Source organism: Mycobacterium sp. WMMD1722, from assembly GCF_049315205.1.
Classification (GTDB): domain Bacteria; phylum Actinomycetota; class Actinomycetes; order Mycobacteriales; family Mycobacteriaceae; genus Mycobacterium.
Genome location: NZ_CP186056.1, coordinates 4,785,472 through 4,803,221 on the forward strand (window position 1 = coordinate 4,785,472; position 17,750 = coordinate 4,803,221).

The window sequence follows — 17,750 nt, forward strand, 5'->3', positions numbered from 1 at the left end:
GGCCAAGACGTGTCGATGCGGTCCGGCGGGGCGTTCGATACTGGTGGAATGTCGTGGATGGCTCAAGCGCTGCTGGGCGCCGTGTGGGCCGTCGGCGGTGTCGTCATCGGGCTCGGGCCGCCGCTGAGCGAGACCGGCCGGGGCGCTTCGAGCCCGCATGCCGGCTGGGCTTTCGCCGCATTCGGGGTGTACCTGCTGATCAACGGCTTCCGCAGGGCGGCCGCCCCCGCCGACCGGGCGGCGCCTCGCCACGGCAGCGGCCGCGAGCCCGATCGCCGCACCGCAATCCTGGTCCCGTTGTGCACCCTGCTCGTGGGTGTCGCCGGCGTCGGCGGTCTCTGGTGGGGTATCGCCGCGCGCGATGTGACCATCGGCGCCTTCGGCGTGTTGGCCGCCTCGTTCGCCCTGGCCGCCGCGCCCGTGGCCGGGCAATCGCTGCGCAGCCGCCGGCGGGGGTCCTGAGCTGTTTTGGAAGCGGCCGAGCTCACCGGTTATCCTGGGTGGCACTTGCCTGCGCCCGCGTACCCGCGGATATCCGCGCGGCACCACCCGTACGAGGAGAAGCTTCCCATGGCTGTGCCCAAGCGCAGAATGTCGCGCTCGAACACCCGTAGCCGCCGCGCGCAGTGGAAGGCCAAGCCCGCCGAGCTGGTCGGTGTGACCGTGGCCGGGCAGCAGCACAAGGTGCCGCGTCGGCTGCTCAAGGCGGCCCGGCTGGGTCTGCTCGACCTCGATCGTCGCTGAATCGAGACACTGTCTCAACGGCGCGCCTCTCAGCGCACTCTCAGGCGTTGAGGTGAAACTGGGTCCGTGCGCATTCTTGTCGTGGACGACGATCGTGCCGTGCGCGAATCCCTGCGCCGGTCCCTGTCCTTCAATGGATACGCGGTAGAACTGGCCCAGGACGGCGTGGAAGCGCTCGATCTGATCGCCAACGATCGTCCGGACGCCGTGGTGCTGGACGTGATGATGCCGCGGCTCGACGGGCTGGAGGTCTGTCGGCAGCTGCGCAGCACCGGCGACGACTTGCCGATCCTCGTGCTGACCGCCCGCGATTCGGTGTCCGAGCGGGTCGCCGGCCTCGACGCCGGGGCCGACGACTATCTGCCCAAACCGTTCGCGCTCGAGGAGCTCCTCGCCCGGATGCGGGCACTGCTGCGCCGTACCGCGCCCGACGACGCGCCCGAGTCGCCGGCGATGACGTTTCTCGACCTCACGCTGGATCCGGTCACCCGCGAGGTCACCCGCGGGTCCCGGCAGATCAGTCTCACCAGGACCGAGTTCGCCCTGCTGGAGATGCTGATCGCCAACCCCCGGCGGGTGCTCACCCGCAGCCGGATCCTGGAGGAAGTGTGGGGATTCGACTTCCCGACGTCGGGTAACGCTCTCGAGGTGTACATCGGTTACCTGCGGCGCAAGACGGAAGCCTCGGGGGAGCCACGCCTGATCCATACTGTGCGCGGGGTGGGGTACGTCCTGCGCGAGACTCCGCCCTGATGTCGGTCGCCCCACCCTCACCTGATTCCCCGGCCAAGCCCGGACGCCGCAAGCGGCCCCGTACCACCAGTTCGTTGTCGCTGCGGTGGCGGGTGATGCTGCTGGCGATGTCGATGGTGGCCCTGGTGGTGGTGCTGATGTCGGTCGCGGTCTACGCCGTGGTCTCCCGCGCGCTCTACGACGACATCGACAATCAACTACACAGCCGCGCGCGGCTGCTCATCGAGAGCGGGTCACTGGCCGCCGATCCGGGCAAGGCCATCGAGGGCACCGCCTATTCCGACGTCAATGCCATGCTCGTCAATCCGGGCCGGTCCATCTACACTGCGAATCAGCAGGGCCAGACGCTGCCGCTCGGCGAGGCCGAGAAGGACGTCATCTCCGGCGAACTGCTGCTGTCCCTGCGCACCGCCAACCATCAGCGGGTGCTGGCTGTGCACCTCACCAACGGCAGCACGTTGCTGATCTCCAAGAGCCTGGCGCCCACCAGCCAGGTGCTGGGCCGTCTCGGCACGGTGCTGCTCATCGTCGGCGGGGTCGGTGTGACGGTGGCCGCGGTCGCCGGCGGCATGGTCGCGCGCGCCGGCTTGCGTCCGGTCGCGCGGTTGCGCAAGGCCGCCGAACGCGTCGCACGTACCGACGATCTGCGACCCATCCCGGTGTACGGCAGCGACGAACTGGCCCGGCTGACCGAGACCTTCAACATGATGCTGCGGGCGCTGACCGAGAGTCGGGAACGTCAGGCCCGCCTGGTCTCCGACGCCGGGCACGAACTGCGCACACCGCTGACCTCCCTGCGCACCAACGTCGAGCTGCTGATGGCATCGCAGGCGCCGGGCGCGCCCCGGCTGCCCGAGGAGGAGATGGCGGATCTCCGCGCGGATGTGATCGCCCAGATCGAGGAGCTGTCCACGCTGGTCGGCGATCTCGTCGACCTCACCCGCGACGACGCCGGCGGAGTCACCTACGAGCCCGTGGACCTGGCCGAGGTCGTCGACCGTAGTCTCGAACGAGTTCGCCGCCGCCGCAACGACATCGAGTTCGACGTGCGGGTCATCGGCTGGCAGGTCTACGGCGACTCGGCGGGGTTGTCCCGCGCGGTGCTCAATCTGCTCGACAACGCGGCGAAGTGGAGTCCGCCGGGCGGTCGGGTGGGAGTCGTTCTCACCCAGACGGATCCGGTGCACGCCGAGCTGGTCGTCTCCGACGAGGGCCCGGGGATCCCTGAGCAGGAGCGCCAGCTGGTGTTCGAGCGCTTCTACCGGTCCACCGCGGCCCGGGCGATGCCCGGCTCCGGACTCGGCCTGGCGATCGTCAAACAAGTCGTCCTCAAACACGGTGGCGCCCTGCGGGTCGAGGAGACCGTGCCCGGTGGCGAGCCACCCGGTACGAGCATCTACCTGATGTTGCCCGGCCGTCCGGTGGACCGGGCCGACAGCGACCTCGGCGATGAGCACGCCGCTGCGCAGGACGCCGAGACACCGGCCTATGCCGATGCCGAACGGGACCCGGCGTGGTCGCGTGCGGACAACGGGTGAGCGGCCGTATGACCGCCCTCGTGACGCAGACCACCTGTCGACGGCGAAGTCTCGGGCGGCTGCAACGGTTCTCTAAGTGGATTCTCAGTCCCACTGGGCACTGTGAAGGCGCACCCGGCGTTGGACCAGATAGCGGATCAGTCAACGTCGGACACCCGAGGGTCGGACCATTCACGAGGGAGAGCACCGAAGCGACATGACGAACCACCCGAGGTACACACCGCCGCCGCAGCAGCCCGGGCCCCGGCCGGGTAGCCACGACACCGGGTACCCGGGTGCGCCGCGGCGCGACGGCTATCCACAGCAGGCCTACGACTGGCGTTACGCCACGGCCGCGCAGCAGCAGAACCCGCAGAACCAGCAGCAGTTCCGCGCGCCGTACGACCCGTACCGGGGTGCCGCCCAACCCACGGCGGTTCTGGGCAGTCCTCCGCGTCCGGTTCAGAAGCGTTCGCGGACCGGCACTCTCGCGATCGGCGCGCTGGCGATCGCCATCGTCTCGGCCGGCGTCGGCGGTGGCGTGGCGACGATCGCCCAGCAGGACCGGCCCGCGATCAGCAACACCCTCTCGGGCGCGGCGCCCACCCAACCCGCGGCGGCGCTGCCGGCGGGCAGCGTCGAACAGGTCGCGGCCAAGGTGGTGCCCAGCGTGGTCAAGCTCGAGACCGATCTGGGACGCGCCTCGGAGGAGGGTTCGGGCATCGTGCTCACCTCCGACGGCCTGATCCTCACCAACAACCACGTCGTCGCCGCGGCCGGCGGCACGCCGAACACCCCCGGCGGCCAGCCGGTGAAGACGAAGGTCACGTTCTACGACGGTCGGACCGCCGGATTCACCGTCGTGGGCACCGATCCCAGCAGTGACATCGCGGTGGTCCGCGCCGACGACATCTCCGGTCTGACCCCGATCACCCTCGGGTCGTCGGCGGATCTGCGGGTCGGGCAGGACGTGGTGGCCATCGGCTCGCCGCTCGGCCTGGAGGGCACCGTCACGACCGGCATCATCAGCGCGCTGAACCGACCGGTCGCCGCTGGTGGTGACACCAAGAACCAGAACACGGTCCTCGACGCGATCCAGACGGATGCGGCGATCAACCCGGGCAACTCCGGTGGCGCGCTGGTCAACATGAACGGCGAGCTCGTCGGCGTGAACTCGGCCATTGCGACCATGGGCGGCGACTCGCCGCAGGCGCAGAGCGGGTCGATCGGTCTGGGCTTCGCCATCCCGGTCGACCAGGCCAAGCGCATCGCCGACGAACTGATCCAGAACGGCAGCGCGTCACACGCATCCCTCGGGGTGCAGGTGAGTAACGACCGCACCTCGGACGGCGCCAAGATCGTCGAGGTCACCAATGGCGGCGCCGCCGCCGCGGCCGGCCTGCCCAGCGGCGTGGTGGTCACCAAGGTCGACGACCGCGTGATCAACAGCGCCGATGCGCTGGTGGCCGCCGTCCGGTCGAAGGCCCCGGGTGACAAGGTGACACTGACCTTCCTCGATCAGTCGGGTAAGCCGCAGACCGTTTCCGTCACTCTCGGCAAGGCCCAGCAGTGACGACCGGGTTCCGTCCGGGCACCAGGCCCGGAACGCCGCGCGCGAGTGCGCCGCTGTCCGTGCCCACATATACGGTTGAGGTCATGGAACAGCCAGGGGAGTTGGTGGGCCGGGCGCTGGTCGTCATCGTCGACGACCGGACCGCGCATGGCGACGAGCAAGACCACAGCGGTCCGTTGGTGACCGAGCTGCTCGGTGAGGCGGGCTTCGTCGTGGACGGCGTGGTCGTGGTCTCGGCGGACGAGGTGGAGATCCGCAACGCGCTGAACACTGCGGTCATCGGTGGCGTCGACCTGGTGGTGTCGGTCGGCGGTACCGGGGTCACACCGCGCGACGTCACACCCGAGGCGACGCGCGACATCCTCGACCGGGAACTGCTGGGCATCTCCGAAGCGCTGCGGTCGTCCGGCCTGTCGGCGGGCATCGTCGATGCCGGGGTCTCCCGCGGTCTGGCCGGCATCTCCGGCAGCACCCTGGTGGTGAACATCGCCGGCTCCCGCGCGGCCGTCCGTGATGGGATGGCGACGCTCGGACCGCTGGCCGTTCAGATCATCGGGCAGCTGTCGAGTTTGGACATCTGACGGCACGACCGTCTCACGAAGCCGCCGTGGCGGGCCTGTGCGGGCCCGCCACGGCGGTTTTTCTTCGTTCAGCAGCTCTCGGAAAGTTACGGGAAAATGAACGAGATCGTCACCTTCCTGTGACGTTGATCACACCAGGAATAGGTCATGCCGGAGTCCGCTAAGCCTTCTCGAGAGCTAGTTAACAAAATCTTCGGCGACGCACTGCCGGAGACGACGGCCGATGAGCGCGACGGGGACGGCCGCGACGACGGTTCCCTACACGATCGCTGGCTGCGCGACAATATCCCGCCTCACCACGATTGACCTGCGGTTTCACCGCCATTGGCCAATTGTCCAGGTGCCCGGCGCGCCGAGCGGACCGGGCAATGTGAGGATGGGCCGGCGCCACGCGTCGGGGTGGCCGGCGTCGAGGTCGGTGGGCGACTGATCAAGGGGTCGGCCGGCTGAGAACTCAGCAAAGATCAGCTGTCGGAATCCTGTACGACCCGCCGTTCCGGTTCCCGTTGCCGGTGAGTAGCCACACCGTTATGTTCCTCGTGTCAACGATGAGATAAGCGTAAGAGCGGCATGTGGAGGCTTTAATTCCACTCACATGTTGGTCTTGCGGAGTGTGGGGTGTAACACATTGCACCGAGCGCTCGAACAACCAGTCGGAGAACCTCCGATCACCGGAAAGCTAGGGAGAACATGAAGGCAATCAGTCGGGTGCTGATCGCGTTGGTTGCGGCCATCGCGGCTCTGTTCACGAGCACAGGCACTTCTCACGCAGGTTTGGACAACGAACTCAGCCTGGTCGACGGACAGGGTCGCACCATGACGATCCAGCAGTGGGACACCTTCCTCAACGGGGTGTTCCCGCTCGATCGCAACCGGCTGACCCGCGAGTGGTTCCACTCGGGCCGGGCCAAGTACATCGTCGCCGGCGAGGGCGCCGATGACTTCGAGGGCACGCTCGAGCTGGGTTACCAGATCGGCTTCCCCTGGTCGCTCGGTGTCGGCATCAACTTCAGCTACACCACGCCCAACATCGCCCTGGACGCCCAGGACTTCGTCGCCGTTGGCGCAACGCCCGGAGATACAATTATCGACCCGATCCCCGGCATCTCGACCCCGCCGCTGTTCCCCGGCGCATCGTTCACCGCCGACCTGGGCAATGGCCCCGGCATCACCGAGGTCGCCACCTTCTCGGTGGACGTGACCGGCCCGGAGGGTGCGGTGGCAGTGTCCAACGCCCACGGCACCGTGACCGGTGCGGCCGGCGGCGTGCTGCTGCGTCCCTACGCCCGGCTGATCTCGTCGACCGGCGACAGCGTCACCACCTACGGCGAACCGTGGAACATGAACTGACGATCCACTCATCGTGACAGGCAGTCCCCGGTTCCGGCCGGGGACTGCCGTCCCGCCTGACGGATCGGCCCGCACGAGGGTGAATCCCCGTGTGGGACAACCACAATCGCTGTCAAATCAGGACTTTCCAGCACGCTGCGGGCCGGGCGTTCCGGTGCTAGCATTGCAATAGCCGTTCCATCGCTGGAAATCGCAACCTTCGTGAGTGAGTTAAGAGAAAGGAAGCCCGGTGGCTGATACCGCCAGAATTGGCTTCGCGAGTGCCAAGAAGTTGGGCACCACGGTGATCGGTGCGCTCGCTGTCTCGGGGGCATTGCTGAGCTTCGGTGCTGGAACCGCATTCGCCGACGAGATCTCGGCAGACCCGTCGGATCCCCGGTCGAGGCCCGCCGTCGAGGATGGCGTGCGGACGTCCGGCTCCGCCGAGAGCGCCGCAATCCAGGGTGAGGCCCGCGCGTCGGCGATCGCCGTCCCGAACATCACCGCCGGCTCGCCGCAGCCCGGCAACCTCTCGGACCTGGGCATCAACTGCCTATTCGACTGGGACAACTCCTGCGGACCGGTGACGACACCGCCGTACTGATCCGCCGGCCTGCGGGCCGAGTTTCAGGTGCCTTCAAGAGGAGGTACGTCCGCCTCGATCGGCGGGCGTACCTCCTTCTTGTCGTGATGGGGGCGTGGAGGTTTGCGGCTACCCGCGGTCGGCGCTCGTGGTGTCGGCCGTATCCGGTTCCGGACCCGAGCCGGGCACGTCGGCATCGCTGGTGCCGGTCCCGTCGCGCAGCAGATTGCGGATTTCGGTCAGGAGCGACAACTCGGTGTCCTGCGCCTGCTCGACCTGGCCCCGCTCGCGCAACTTCTTGTACGGCAGCACGATGAGGAAGTACACGACAGCCGCGACCAGGATGAAATTGATCATCGCCGACAGCAGGATGTTCAGGTCGATCGCCTGATCCCCGCCGATGTTGATGCGCAGGATGCCGTAGTTCGACTCACCGCTGGCCCCCACCCGGTTGATCAGCGGCTGGATGATGCTCTCGGTGAATTTGGTGACCAGCGCGGTGAATGCGGTACCGATGACGACGGCGACCGACAGGTCGATGATGTTGCCGCGGGCCAGGAAATCCTTGAATCCCTTCAACATGTGCAGAGCCCTTCTTCCGGGTGGTCGCTGATGTGGCGCAACGTTAGTCCGCTCTCAGCGCAAGGTCAGCGTGATCGCCCGGGTCAACGTGGCGCCGGCCACCTCGGTGGCCGCCCGAGCCGGTAGCGCGACCAGCACCACGCGCTCGCCGGACGCGCCCGGTCCGGACGATGCCGGCGACACCAACACCACGACCGCCTCGGTGGCGATCACCTGCGGGCGCTCGCCCGCGTCACCGGCGACGGCGTCGGTGGCGTCGGCGGCGAGGACGTCGACGACGTCGCCCGAACGCAGCAGGTCGACCAGCGCGGGGTCGGAGAGATGCAGCGCCACCAATCGCGCATCCGCGCCTACTGCGGCTTCGGCGACCCGCGAACCCAAAAGCCTTACGTCGGTGAGGATCTCACCGCGTCGGGTGGGTCCGGCCAGAGTCGAACCCAGGACGTCGGCGGATTCGGCTCGCGCCCCGTCCGGCACGGATTCGGCCGGTAGATCCTGCACCGTCACATCGTCGGCCGTCAGCGCATGCCCGGGCGAGAGGTCCTTCGCGGCGACGACGACCGCGATCCGGTCGCCGTCTGGATCGGAGCGCACCGCGGCCAGCGCCGCCAACACGACGAGCCCGCCGGCGGCGAGACGACGCGCCCTGACGGTGCGGGTCCAATCGGGGCGTGATGCAGCCAACCGCGCCAGTGCCGACGGCGCCAGAGATTCGCCCACACCGTCACGCTAGGTCGGGATCGGCCCGTTGCGCGCGGTCGGACGGACGGGCCTGTGGATAACCCGAATCAGCTGGAGGCCGCGGCCGGCGCTGCGCTCTTGGCCGTGGAGCTCGAACCGGAGTCGCCCGACGAGCCCGACGAGCCGGACGATCCGTTGCTCGACGATGTCGACTTCTCGGAGCCGCCGGCGGATTCGGAACTCTTGGCGGCGCCGTTGCCCGAGCTCTTACCGGCCTCTCGGCTGTCGGTGCGGTAGAACCCGCTGCCCTTGAACACGACGCCCACCTTGCCGAAGAGTTTGCGCAACCGGCCGTTGCACTGCGGGCATTCGGTCAGCGCATCGTCGCTGAACGCCTGAACGGCATCGAAGCGGTTGTCGCATTCGGTGCACGCATAGGAATAGGTAGGCACGAAAACCTCCGAGGTCGTCAAACTAGTTAGCACTCTACCGACTCAAGTGCTAGAACCGCCACGCCGCGGGTGTCATTCCCGCAACCGGACCAAGCCGTGCCCAGGGGTCAACGCATGCGTCATGGTGACATCGTGCGGTTCAGTGGGCAGTTGCTCGACCAATTCATCATCGCGCACCACGGCCACCAGGCGTGCGCCCGGGGCCGCCAGCGGAAGTGAGCGATCGTAGAAACCCGCGCCCCGGCCCAGTCGTGCGCCCGTGCGATCGACTGCCAGTGCGGGCACCAGCACCGTCACGGCATGCGCGATCGCTTCGTCTCCGAGCGTCGGCCCCGCCGGCTCGAGCAATCCGTAGCGGGCGGCGATCAGCCGGCCGGGCCGGTACTCGGCCCACCGCAGCGCCATGGCCGCTCCGGTGGCGTCGTGGGCGGTGACCGGAACCAGTACCCGCGCCCCAAGCGCGCGCAGGGCGTCCAGCAATTCCACCGACCCGGGTTCGGAACCGACGGGCACGTACGCACATACCGTCTCGCCGGCCCGGACGAAGCCGGGCAGGTGCCCGCACAGCGCCTCGGTGTCGGCCTGGCGTCGCGCCGCCGGCACTTCGCGGCGGGCGCGCAGCAGCGCGGTCCGAAGATCGGACTTGGTCGGGCGGTTCACAGCCTCCACGATGACATCCGGACTTCGTCCGTATTGCCGGCTATGGGAGGTCGAACCGATTCCGACCAGTTATCTTGGTGGCGATGACACCGCCTGAAGTTCCCATCCCGCGCACCGCGGTCGTCCCCGCCGCCGGGCTGGGCACGCGTTTCCTGCCTGCCACCAAGACGGTGCCCAAGGAGTTGCTGCCGGTCGTGGACACTCCCGGCATCGAACTCGTCGCCGCCGAGGCGGCCGAGGCCGGGGCCGAGCGACTGGTGATCATCACCTCCGAAGGCAAAGACGGGGTGGTTGCCCACTTCGTGCAGGACCTGGTCCTCGAGGGGACGCTGGAGGCCCGCGGCAAGAAGACCATGCTCGAGAAAGTGCGGCGTGCCCCCGCGTTGATCAAGGTCGAGTCGGTGGTGCAGAGCGAACCACTGGGACTCGGGCACGCGGTCGCCTGTGTGGAGCCGACGCTGTCGGACGACGAGGACGCCGTCGCCGTGCTGCTCCCCGACGATCTGGTGCTGCCCACCGGGGTGCTGGAGACGATGTCGAAGGTGCGGGCCAAACGCGGCGGCTCGGTGCTCTGCGCGATCGAGGTGGAGCCGGAGAAGATCAGCGCCTACGGCGTCTTCGACGTGGAGGTGGTGCCCGATGCGACCAACCCGAACGTATTGCGGGTGCGGGGCATGGTCGAGAAGCCCAAGGCCGAGGACGCGCCGTCGCCCTACGCCGCGGCCGGTCGCTACGTCCTGGACCGGGCGATCTTCGATGCGTTGCGGCGCGTCGAACGCGGAGCGGGCAACGAGATCCAGTTGACCGACGCGATCGCGCTGCTGATCGAAGAGGGCCACCCGGTCCATGTGGTCGTCCACCGCGGCTCCCGACACGACCTGGGAAATCCGGGCGGCTACCTCAAGGCTGCGGTTGACTTTGCGTTGGAACGCGACGACTACGGACCCGAATTGCGGGAGTGGTTGGTCGAGCGATTGGGTCTGACCGAGAAATAGCGCAGCGCGACAGGCCCGGATGATCAGAAAGGCGTGTTGTGCGGTCGGTTGAGGAGCAGCAGGCCCGGGTAGCCGCCGCCGCGGTGGCACCGCGGCCGGTGCGCGTCGCCATCGCCGAGGCGCAGGGGCTGATGTGTGCCGAGGAAGTGGTCACCGAACGTCCCATGCCCGGCTTCGACCAGGCGGCCATCGACGGATACGCGGTCCGCAGCGTCGATGTGCTGGGGGTCGGGAGCCTCGACGGTGAGGATCACGACGGCCGGGACATCAGTCTGCCGGTGATGGCGTCGATCGTGGCGGGCGAGCGCACGCCCAGCCGCCTGCAGCCCCGGCAGGCGGCGCGCGTGCAGACCGGCGCCCCGATGCCCACACTGGCCGATGCGGTGCTGCCGTTGCGGTGGACCGACGGCGGCTCGGGTCGGGTGCGAGTGCTGCGCGGGGTGCGCTCCGGCGCATATGTCCGGCGTACCGGTGACGATGTCCAGCCCGGCGATGTGGCGGTGCGGGCCGGCACGATCATCGGCCCGGCCCAGGTGGGGCTGCTGGCCGCAGTGGGCCGGGAGCGCGTACTGGTCCACCCGCGGCCTCGCCTATCGGTGCTGTCGGTGGGCGGCGAGCTGGTCGACATCAGTCGCACGCCGGGCAACGGGCAGGTCTACGACGTGAACTCCTATGCGCTGGCCGCCGCCGCGCGCGACGCCGGTGCGGAGGTGAACCGGGTCGGGATCGTCGACGCCGATCCGGCCCGGCTGCGCGAGGTGGTCGAAGGTCAGCTGAACCGCGCGGAGATCGTCGTGATCGCGGGCGCGGTCGGCGGCGCGGCGGCCGAATCGGTGCGCAACGTGCTGGCCGGGCTCGGGGAGATGGAGGTGGCGCGGATCGCGATGCACCCCGGATCGGTCCAGGGTTTCGGTCAGCTCGGCCGCGACGGCGTGCCGGTGTTCCTGCTGCCGGCCAATCCGGTCAGCGCGCTGGTGGTCTTCGAGGTGATGGTCCGTCCGCTGATCCGGCTGTCATTGGGTAAGCGGGCGCCGATGCGCCGCGTCGTCTCGGCGCGTGCCCTGTCGCCCATCACGTCGGTGGTCGGGCGGAAAGGCTATCTACGGGGCCAGCTCATGCGCGATCAGGACACCGGCGAGTATCTGGTGCAGGCACTCGGTGGCGCGCCGGGTGCATCGTCGCACCTGTTGGCCACGCTCGCCGAGGCCAACTGTCTGGTGATCGTGCCCAGCGACGCCGAGGAGGTCCGGACCGGCGAAACCGTCGACGTGGCGTTCCTGGCGCAGCGCGGCTGATCGAGTGAGGTGAATCCGCTGCGATCCAGTTCCGCCCACCCGGGTTGGCCGACCTCCACGGGCCCGGTGCGGGTGCCCGGCGGAGTGGTGCGGCTGCGCCCGGTTCGGCTGCGCGACGGGGCGACGTGGAGCCGCATCCGGTTGGCCGACCGCGCCCACCTCGAACCATGGGAGCCGGTCACCGGCGTGGAATGGTCGCTGCGACATGCCATGTCCTCGTGGCCCTCGGTGTGTTCGGGTCTGCGGTCGGAAGCCCGCAAGGGCCGGATGCTGCCCTACGCCATCGAACTCGACGGGCAGTTCGCCGGTCAGCTCACGATCGGGAACGTCACGCACGGGGCGCTGCGGTCGGCCTGGATCGGCTACTGGGTGGCCAGCGACGTGATCGGTGGGGGTGTGGCGACCGCAGCGCTCGCCCTCGGCGTCGACCACTGCTTCGGGCCGGTCATGCTGCACCGGGTGGAGGCCACCGTGCGACCGGAGAACGCCGCCAGCCGCCGCGTTCTGGCCAAGGTGGGCTTCCGCGAGGAGGGTCTGCTCAAGCGCTATCTCGAGGTGGACGGGGCGTGGCGCGATCATCTCCTGGTCGCCGTGACGGCCGAGGAGCTACCGGTATCGGCCGTGGCGGCGTTGGTGCACACGGGCCGGGCGGCCTGGGCCTAGCGGTCGGCGGCTGCGCGTCAGACGCCGCGAGGCCAAATTGTGACACGTGTGACTGGTGTTACTCGTGGTGCTTGTCTGCGGTTAATTACAGGTGTGTAATTGTCCCCGGCGCGTCGTCCCCAGATGCGCTGGTCACCGGACCTAGCCTGAAGGGGAAAGGAGCAGGCGCCATGCCAAGCATCCCCCAATCTCTTCTCTGGATCTCGCTCGTCGTGCTGTGGCTCTTCGTGCTGGTTCCGATGTTGATCAGCAAGCGGGACGCAGTCCGTCGCACGAGCGACGTCGCGCTGTCGACCCGGGTGCTCAACTCCGGTTCGAGCGCGCGGCTGCTGCGCCGTACGCGACCCGCCGCCGGACACCACTCGGACCCCGATTGGCAACCGTCGGCCGACGCCCACGGCGAGGACCACGATGAGGACCTCGACGAGGTGGAGGCCGACGCGCAGGACGCGCCCCGGCGCACCGTCGTGCTCGCCGCCGCCGCGACTGCCTCCGACGAACCGGACTATCTGGACGTCGATGTGGTCGAGGAGGACTCCGGTGCGCTGCCGATCGCTGCCGCCTCCACCGAATTCCGCGAAGACCCGGTTCGCGAGGAGCCCGTCGAGCAGCCGGCCGAGCTGCACGAGACCCTTTCGGACACAGCCGAATCCGAGGACGTCACCGAGCGGCTGGAGCAGCAGTCCGCCGACGATGCCGACGATGCCGACCAGGCCGACCAGGCCGCCGATGCCGACGGCACCCGCGACGAGTACGAATACGTGGCGGATTCGTCGGGTCTGGAGGCGTCGACCGAGGAGGACGACCCGGGCATCGCCGATTCGGTGAGCGCCGCTCGACGGCGTCGCTACGAATCGAAGACCGCGGCCGCGGTGAGCGCCCGCAAGTACCAGTTCCGCAAGCGCATGGTGACGGGTATGGCGGTCGCGCTCCTCGTCACGGGTGTGGCGGCCTACCTCGTCGCCCCGTGGGCGTGGTGGCTGTGCGGGGTGGTCGGCGTCGTGACCGCGCTGTACCTGGGCTATCTGCGTCGCCAAACACGCATCGAGGAGCAGGTGCGCCGTCGCCGCGCGCAGCGGGTGCGCCGGTCCCGCCTGGGCGTGGAGAACACCGCCGACAGCGATCTGGACGTCGTGCCGTCCCGGTTGCGCCGGCCGGGGGCGGCGGTGCTCGAGATCGACGACGAGGACCCGGCGTTCGAACACCTCGACGAGGTCGCGTTCGCCCGGCACTACGACCTGCCCAGGGCCGCTGGTCAGTAGCCGGTTTCGGCCGGTGCGTCGAGGCTGGTAGCCTTTCGTCCGGTATCAGGGGCTATGGCGCAGTTGGTAGCGCGACTCGTTCGCATCGAGTAGGTCAGGGGTTCGATTCCCCTTAGCTCCACTTCTCGTCCGGGGTGGCCCGGTCGCCCAATGACGACCAAATTATTACCGCCTCCGTGTTCGGTGGCGAACGACTCGGTTTCGGCGACGGTGTCCCGCACAATTCGGCGTGGATGATCTTGACCTGCACGCCGATCGGGGACGACAGTTGGACAGTGGCACTCGCCGCGTGATGCCGCCGACTGCGGCGCGCGTCGGCCGCCTCCCCGCTGCGCTGCGGCGCGACCCGCTGCGCACCGTCGTGGCGGTCACCGTCGACGTCGTATGCGCCGGTCTGGCCGTCGGCCTGGCCGGTGTATGGGCTTCCGGCACGCAGACCTCCGCACCACCGGTATGGCTCGCCACCCTGTTCGTGCCGTTGGTCGTCGTCCTCCTCGGCGTGCGTTCGCTGTACCGGCCCAATCTGAACCGCCGAATCATGGACGAGGTGGGTCCCGTCGAGACGACGGTGATGCTCGCGGCGATGCTGGTGCTGACCGTGATGACGTTCTCCAACACCACCGGCCGTCCCGGCGGGTTGATGTCGAAAGTCTGGATCTGCGCCGCCGTGCTGATGCCCTCGGGCCGCGTGCTCCACGTGACGCTGCAGCGCCGGCTGTCCCATCGCCACCTGCTGGCCGCGCCGACGCTCATCGTCGGAAACGGGATGGTGGCCCATCAGATCGCCGAGCGCCTCTCGCAATCCGACCGGTACGGGCTGAAGCCGATCGGCCTGCTCTCGGTGGAGGATCCGTGGTCGGGGTCGGACGCCACTGCCCCCACCGCGCTTCCGCGCCTCGGTCCGCCGGAGTCGATCGCGGAGGCGATCGCCGCCACCGGCGCCGAGGCGGTCATCGTCGCGTTCTCGGTCATGCAGGATCACCTCCTCACCCGCGTGGTGCCCGTCGCGCTGGAACACCGTCTGCGGGTCTGGGTGGTGCCGCGCATGTTCGACGTGGTGGGGCAGGGGGTGCGGGTGGAGCACATCGGTGGACTGCCCCTGCTGGCGGTGGCTCCGGCCCACCCCCGCGGCTGGCGGTTCGCCGTCAAACACGCCTGCGACCGGGTGCTGGCCGGCGCCGGTCTGGTGGCGCTGTCGCCGCTGTTGCTGCTGCTGGCGGCGCTGATCGCGCTGACGTCCCGCGGACCGATCCTGTTCCGGCAGCAGCGGGTCGGGCGTGACGGCCAGGTGTTCGACTGCCTGAAGTTCCGCACCATGCGAGAGCCGGCCGAAACGGACGGCGATTTCGCACTCGAGCCGCTCACGGCCCCCGGCGGGGTCGAAGGACGGGACCGCCGTACCCCGATCGGCAAGATCATGCGGGCCACGTCGATGGACGAGCTGCCCCAGTTGGTGAACGTCGTGCGCGGCGAGATGAGTCTGGTCGGGCCGCGCCCCGAGCGGCCCGAGTACGTCGACGCATTCGAAGCCGACATTCGCCGCTACGGGGAGCGTCACAGGGTCAAGGCCGGTGTGACCGGCTGGGCTCAGGTGCACGGTCTGCGTGGCCAGACCTCGCTGCAGGATCGCGCGGAATGGGACAACTACTACATCGAGAATTGGTCCCTGACCCTCGATGTGAAGATCCTGGCGCTCACCGTCCCAGCGATGTTGCGCCGCGCCGAGTGACCGGCTCGGAACTCACTCGGCGCGTTTGAGCACCGCCAGCACCGTCATCAGGAGGATCTTGATGTCCAGGGCGATCGACCAGTTCTCGATGTAATAGTTGTCCCATTCCGCCCGGTCGGCGATGGAGGTCTGCCCACGCAACCCGTTGACCTGGGCCCAGCCGGTCACACCGGCCTTGACCCGGTGGCGCTCCCCGTAGCGGCGGATCTGCATCTCGAACAGTTCGACGAACTCCGGGCGCTCCGGCCGGGGACCGACCAGGCTCATATCGCCCTTGACGACGTTGATGAACTGCGGGAGTTCGTCCATCGACGTGGCCCGCATGATCTTGCCGATCTTGGTGCGCCGGTCGACGCCTTCGACACCGCCCGGTGCCGAACCGGCACCCAGCTGGAAGGCGGCGTCGGAAGCGCGAGGTTCGCGCATGGTGCGGAATTTGAGGCAGCCGAACACCTGACCGTCGCGACCGACCCGCTCCTGGGTGAAGAAGATCGGCCCCGGCGAGCTGAGCCGCACCAGCAGCATCAGCGTCAGGAAGAGCGGCGAGATGAGGATCAGCCCCAGCGCGGCCAGCACGCGGTCCAGGACGTGTTTGACGGTGAACTGCCATCCGCGCGGGTTGGCGTGCGGCAGGGCGAGCAGCGGGAGGCCGCCGATGTGTTCGACCCGCACCTTTTCGCCCACCGCGTCGAACATGCGCGGCACCACCCAGACCCGCATGCCGTGCTGGTGTGCGACCCGGATGACGCGGGTCAGGAGCTGGTCCTGGGTACGGGAGAAGGCGATGATCAACGCCTCGGCGCCGGTGCGGTCGATCGCGCCCTCGATGCCCTCGGGGCTGCCGACGTGGGGGAGCAGCGGGACGTCGTCACCGTCGCCACTCCACGGTTCTTCCGTGGAGACCAGCCCGATCGGCGCGAGTCCGTACTGTGGGGAGGTCCTGAGCCGTTCGGCGACCTGGTGCGCGACCCGGCCGTTGCCGACGATCAGCGTGGGCGCGACGAGGCCGCTACCGACGGCAACCCGTAGTCGCCGCTGGACGAAGGCGTGGATCAACCTGCCGAGCGGCATGAGCACGCCCGCACAGATCCAGATCTTGGACATCAGCGCGCCGGGCTTACCGGTGACGTCGCTGAAGATCAGCACCGCGAGCACCGTCATCGAGGCCAGCGCGACGGTGGTCTCCACCGGGCCGATCTCGTCCATCACCTTCCGGTCGAGCGTGCGGCGGTACGACGAGCGGAAGGCGAGCATCACGAGGACCAGCGGCACGAACAACGCCACCATCCACAGCGGCGCCAGCACCTCCTGGGTGTTGTACGCCCACCAGAGGCCGGCGGCGACGCCGAGCGATGCGGACAGCACGTCGACGGCGACGGTGATGGTGGTGTTGAGCGGATTCGCACGCACGAGCGCGGCCAGGGACTTCGACGGTCGCTGATCGGCCGAAGAATGCGCCTCGGGCGCCAATGCGGCGGAGACCGTCTCTGCCGACGCCACGACTGTCACACCTCCCGCGCCGCCATGGGCGGACAGTACTGGCTGTCGATGAGTCCGGCGCAGCGATTGGGCAGACGGTCTTGCGGACGACCGACTCTCGTAAGATTTGTGCCGTTCATCGAAGTCGCTCACCGCCCCTCGCCATTTGCCGTCTCGAAGATCTTCTTCCGTGCGATCGCGGCGAAATCCTCGAGGAGCTGCACCTGCGGACCGGTCCAGCGGCGGGGGCGGTCATCCCAGACGCACAGGGTGCCGATCGTGTTGCCGTCGTCGTCGGTGAGCAGGACCCCGGCGTAGGCCAGCACCTCACCGGCAACGACGGTCGGATGCTTGGCCAGTAACGGGTGGGCGGTCATGTCCTCCACGATCAGCGGCCGCCCGGCGACGACGGCGAACTTGCACACCGAGAACTCGATGGGCCGGGACCGGGTGAAGTCGTCGCCGACAATGCTGCACCCGGCGAGCAGCTGGGTGTCCCGGTCCACCAGCGAGACGGCGGCGTAGCGGGCACCGAGCGCCTCGGTGGTCAACGAGGCGATGCGGTCGAGCTGATCCTTTTGCGCTCCGGTCATCAGACCGGTTCGGTGCAAGGCGTCGATGCGGGCGGCGTCACCGAGCCACAGATCCATCAGGGAGTCGAGGAGCTTGTCGTTGTCCGCCAACTGTGCGGCCAGCCGGCGGACCGTGGGATCGTCGATCCCGGGTCCGGTCACCGTCTCGATGAGTGCGCGGTTGATCTGTGCGACTTTCGGATCGGTGACCTCCTCGTCCGCCCCCCCGCTCGGGGCGTCGCCGTCCGGCGACGTCGAGTCAGTCACCTCAACAGATTAGTGCCTGCGACGTTCCGGCGA

General features: G+C 68.7%; 19 protein-coding genes and 1 tRNA gene. 14 read left to right on the plus strand and 6 right to left on the minus strand.

The annotated features are described in order from the left end of the window. Positions 1-57 precede the first annotated feature (57 nt). The 8 genes from ACN27E_RS23110 (at position 58) to ACN27E_RS23145 (ending at position 7,101) form a co-directional block, all read left to right on the plus strand. A complete protein-coding gene (locus ACN27E_RS23110) occupies positions 58-462 on the plus strand; it encodes a hypothetical protein (protein WP_422745032.1) in 405 nt (134 codons plus the stop codon). Positions 463-570: 108 nt separating this feature from the next. Next, the gene (gene rpmF, locus ACN27E_RS23115) at positions 571-744 is read left to right on the plus strand and encodes a 50S ribosomal protein L32 (RefSeq protein WP_422745034.1); all 174 of its coding nucleotides are present in this window, start codon (positions 571-573) and stop codon (positions 742-744) included. A gap of 66 nt (positions 745-810) precedes the next feature. Further along, entirely contained in the window at positions 811-1,497 is a 687-nt protein-coding gene (locus ACN27E_RS23120; protein ID WP_422745036.1) for a response regulator transcription factor, read from the plus strand. Further along, the gene (locus ACN27E_RS23125; RefSeq protein ID WP_422745038.1) at positions 1,497-3,035 is read left to right on the plus strand and encodes an ATP-binding protein; all 1,539 of its coding nucleotides are present in this window, start codon (positions 1,497-1,499) and stop codon (positions 3,033-3,035) included. Before ACN27E_RS23120 ends, ACN27E_RS23125 begins: the two co-directional genes overlap by 1 nt. Before the next feature lie 196 nt (positions 3,036-3,231). Then, positions 3,232-4,587 (plus strand): S1C family serine protease, encoded by a 1,356-nt coding sequence (locus ACN27E_RS23130; protein ID WP_422745040.1) that lies wholly within the window; start codon positions 3,232-3,234, stop codon positions 4,585-4,587. Positions 4,588-4,670: 83 nt separating this feature from the next. Further along, positions 4,671-5,168: a MogA/MoaB family molybdenum cofactor biosynthesis protein gene (locus ACN27E_RS23135; protein WP_422745042.1), complete on the plus strand. Its 498-nt coding sequence runs from the start codon at positions 4,671-4,673 to the stop codon at positions 5,166-5,168. 690 nt (positions 5,169-5,858) lie between these two features. Then, a complete protein-coding gene (locus ACN27E_RS23140) occupies positions 5,859-6,518 on the plus strand; it encodes an MspA family porin (RefSeq protein ID WP_422745044.1) in 660 nt (219 codons plus the stop codon). A gap of 229 nt (positions 6,519-6,747) precedes the next feature. Further along, the gene (locus tag ACN27E_RS23145; protein WP_422745046.1) at positions 6,748-7,101 is read left to right on the plus strand and encodes a hypothetical protein; all 354 of its coding nucleotides are present in this window, start codon (positions 6,748-6,750) and stop codon (positions 7,099-7,101) included. 108 nt (positions 7,102-7,209) lie between these two features. On the opposite strand, the gene mscL is transcribed toward ACN27E_RS23145, so the two are convergent. The 4 genes from mscL to ACN27E_RS23165 all read right to left on the minus strand — a co-directional run bounded on the left by mscL (position 7,210) and on the right by ACN27E_RS23165 (position 9,455). After that, positions 7,210-7,662: a large-conductance mechanosensitive channel protein MscL gene (gene mscL / locus ACN27E_RS23150; protein ID WP_422745048.1), complete on the minus strand. Its 453-nt coding sequence runs from the start codon at positions 7,660-7,662 to the stop codon at positions 7,210-7,212. Between the two features lie 54 nt (positions 7,663-7,716). Beyond that, positions 7,717-8,382 (minus strand): SAF domain-containing protein, encoded by a 666-nt coding sequence (locus ACN27E_RS23155; protein WP_422745050.1) that lies wholly within the window; start codon positions 8,380-8,382, stop codon positions 7,717-7,719. A gap of 68 nt (positions 8,383-8,450) precedes the next feature. Next, positions 8,451-8,795 (minus strand): FmdB family zinc ribbon protein, encoded by a 345-nt coding sequence (locus ACN27E_RS23160; RefSeq protein WP_422745052.1) that lies wholly within the window; start codon positions 8,793-8,795, stop codon positions 8,451-8,453. A gap of 72 nt (positions 8,796-8,867) precedes the next feature. After that, complete coding sequence (locus ACN27E_RS23165; RefSeq protein WP_422745053.1) at positions 8,868-9,455, minus strand: 5-formyltetrahydrofolate cyclo-ligase; 588 nt, start codon at positions 9,453-9,455, stop codon at positions 8,868-8,870. Between the two features lie 83 nt (positions 9,456-9,538). Between ACN27E_RS23165 and ACN27E_RS23170 the strand changes: the two genes are divergently transcribed. The 6 genes from ACN27E_RS23170 (at position 9,539) to ACN27E_RS23195 (ending at position 15,399) form a co-directional block, all read left to right on the plus strand. Beyond that, a complete protein-coding gene (locus ACN27E_RS23170) occupies positions 9,539-10,450 on the plus strand; it encodes a UTP--glucose-1-phosphate uridylyltransferase (protein WP_422745055.1) in 912 nt (303 codons plus the stop codon). Positions 10,451-10,488: 38 nt separating this feature from the next. Further along, positions 10,489-11,745 (plus strand): gephyrin-like molybdotransferase Glp, encoded by a 1,257-nt coding sequence (gene glp / locus ACN27E_RS23175; RefSeq protein WP_422745056.1) that lies wholly within the window; start codon positions 10,489-10,491, stop codon positions 11,743-11,745. Between the two features lie 9 nt (positions 11,746-11,754). After that, a complete protein-coding gene (locus ACN27E_RS23180) occupies positions 11,755-12,408 on the plus strand; it encodes a GNAT family N-acetyltransferase (protein ID WP_422745057.1) in 654 nt (217 codons plus the stop codon). Between the two features lie 170 nt (positions 12,409-12,578). After that, positions 12,579-13,670, plus strand: a complete 1,092-nt coding sequence (gene glpR, locus ACN27E_RS23185) for a gephyrin-like molybdotransferase receptor GlpR (RefSeq protein ID WP_422745059.1) — start codon at positions 12,579-12,581, stop codon at positions 13,668-13,670. A gap of 48 nt (positions 13,671-13,718) precedes the next feature. Then, a tRNA-Ala gene (locus ACN27E_RS23190) sits at positions 13,719-13,791 on the plus strand. Between the two features lie 108 nt (positions 13,792-13,899). Further along, positions 13,900-15,399 (plus strand): sugar transferase, encoded by a 1,500-nt coding sequence (locus ACN27E_RS23195; protein ID WP_422745060.1) that lies wholly within the window; start codon positions 13,900-13,902, stop codon positions 15,397-15,399. A gap of 12 nt (positions 15,400-15,411) precedes the next feature. Here ACN27E_RS23195 and ACN27E_RS23200 read toward each other — a convergent pair whose 3' ends face one another. Then, a complete protein-coding gene (locus ACN27E_RS23200; protein WP_422745062.1) occupies positions 15,412-16,899 on the minus strand; it encodes a sugar transferase in 1,488 nt (495 codons plus the stop codon). Between the two features lie 128 nt (positions 16,900-17,027). Further along, complete coding sequence (locus ACN27E_RS23205; protein ID WP_422745064.1) at positions 17,028-17,717, minus strand: GAF domain-containing protein; 690 nt, start codon at positions 17,715-17,717, stop codon at positions 17,028-17,030. Between the last annotated feature and the right edge of the window lie 33 nt (positions 17,718-17,750).

Excerpts from the sequence above, each read along its gene's own strand:
- ACN27E_RS23140 (WP_422745044.1), top strand. The coding sequence starts at position 5,859 with ATGAAGGCAATCAGTCGGGTGCTGATCGCGTTGGTTGCGGCCATCGCG.
- rpmF (WP_422745034.1), top strand. The coding sequence starts at position 571 with ATGGCTGTGCCCAAGCGCAGAATGTCGCGCTCGAACACCCGTAGCCGC.
- mscL (WP_422745048.1), bottom strand. The coding sequence starts at position 7,662 with ATGTTGAAGGGATTCAAGGATTTCCTGGCCCGCGGCAACATCATCGAC.
- ACN27E_RS23130 (WP_422745040.1), top strand. The coding sequence starts at position 3,232 with ATGACGAACCACCCGAGGTACACACCGCCGCCGCAGCAGCCCGGGCCC.
- ACN27E_RS23135 (WP_422745042.1), top strand. The coding sequence starts at position 4,671 with ATGGAACAGCCAGGGGAGTTGGTGGGCCGGGCGCTGGTCGTCATCGTC.
- ACN27E_RS23125 (WP_422745038.1), top strand. The coding sequence starts at position 1,497 with ATGTCGGTCGCCCCACCCTCACCTGATTCCCCGGCCAAGCCCGGACGC.
- ACN27E_RS23110 (WP_422745032.1), top strand. The coding sequence starts at position 58 with ATGGCTCAAGCGCTGCTGGGCGCCGTGTGGGCCGTCGGCGGTGTCGTC.
- glpR (WP_422745059.1), top strand. The coding sequence starts at position 12,579 with ATGCCAAGCATCCCCCAATCTCTTCTCTGGATCTCGCTCGTCGTGCTG.
- ACN27E_RS23170 (WP_422745055.1), top strand. The coding sequence starts at position 9,539 with ATGACACCGCCTGAAGTTCCCATCCCGCGCACCGCGGTCGTCCCCGCC.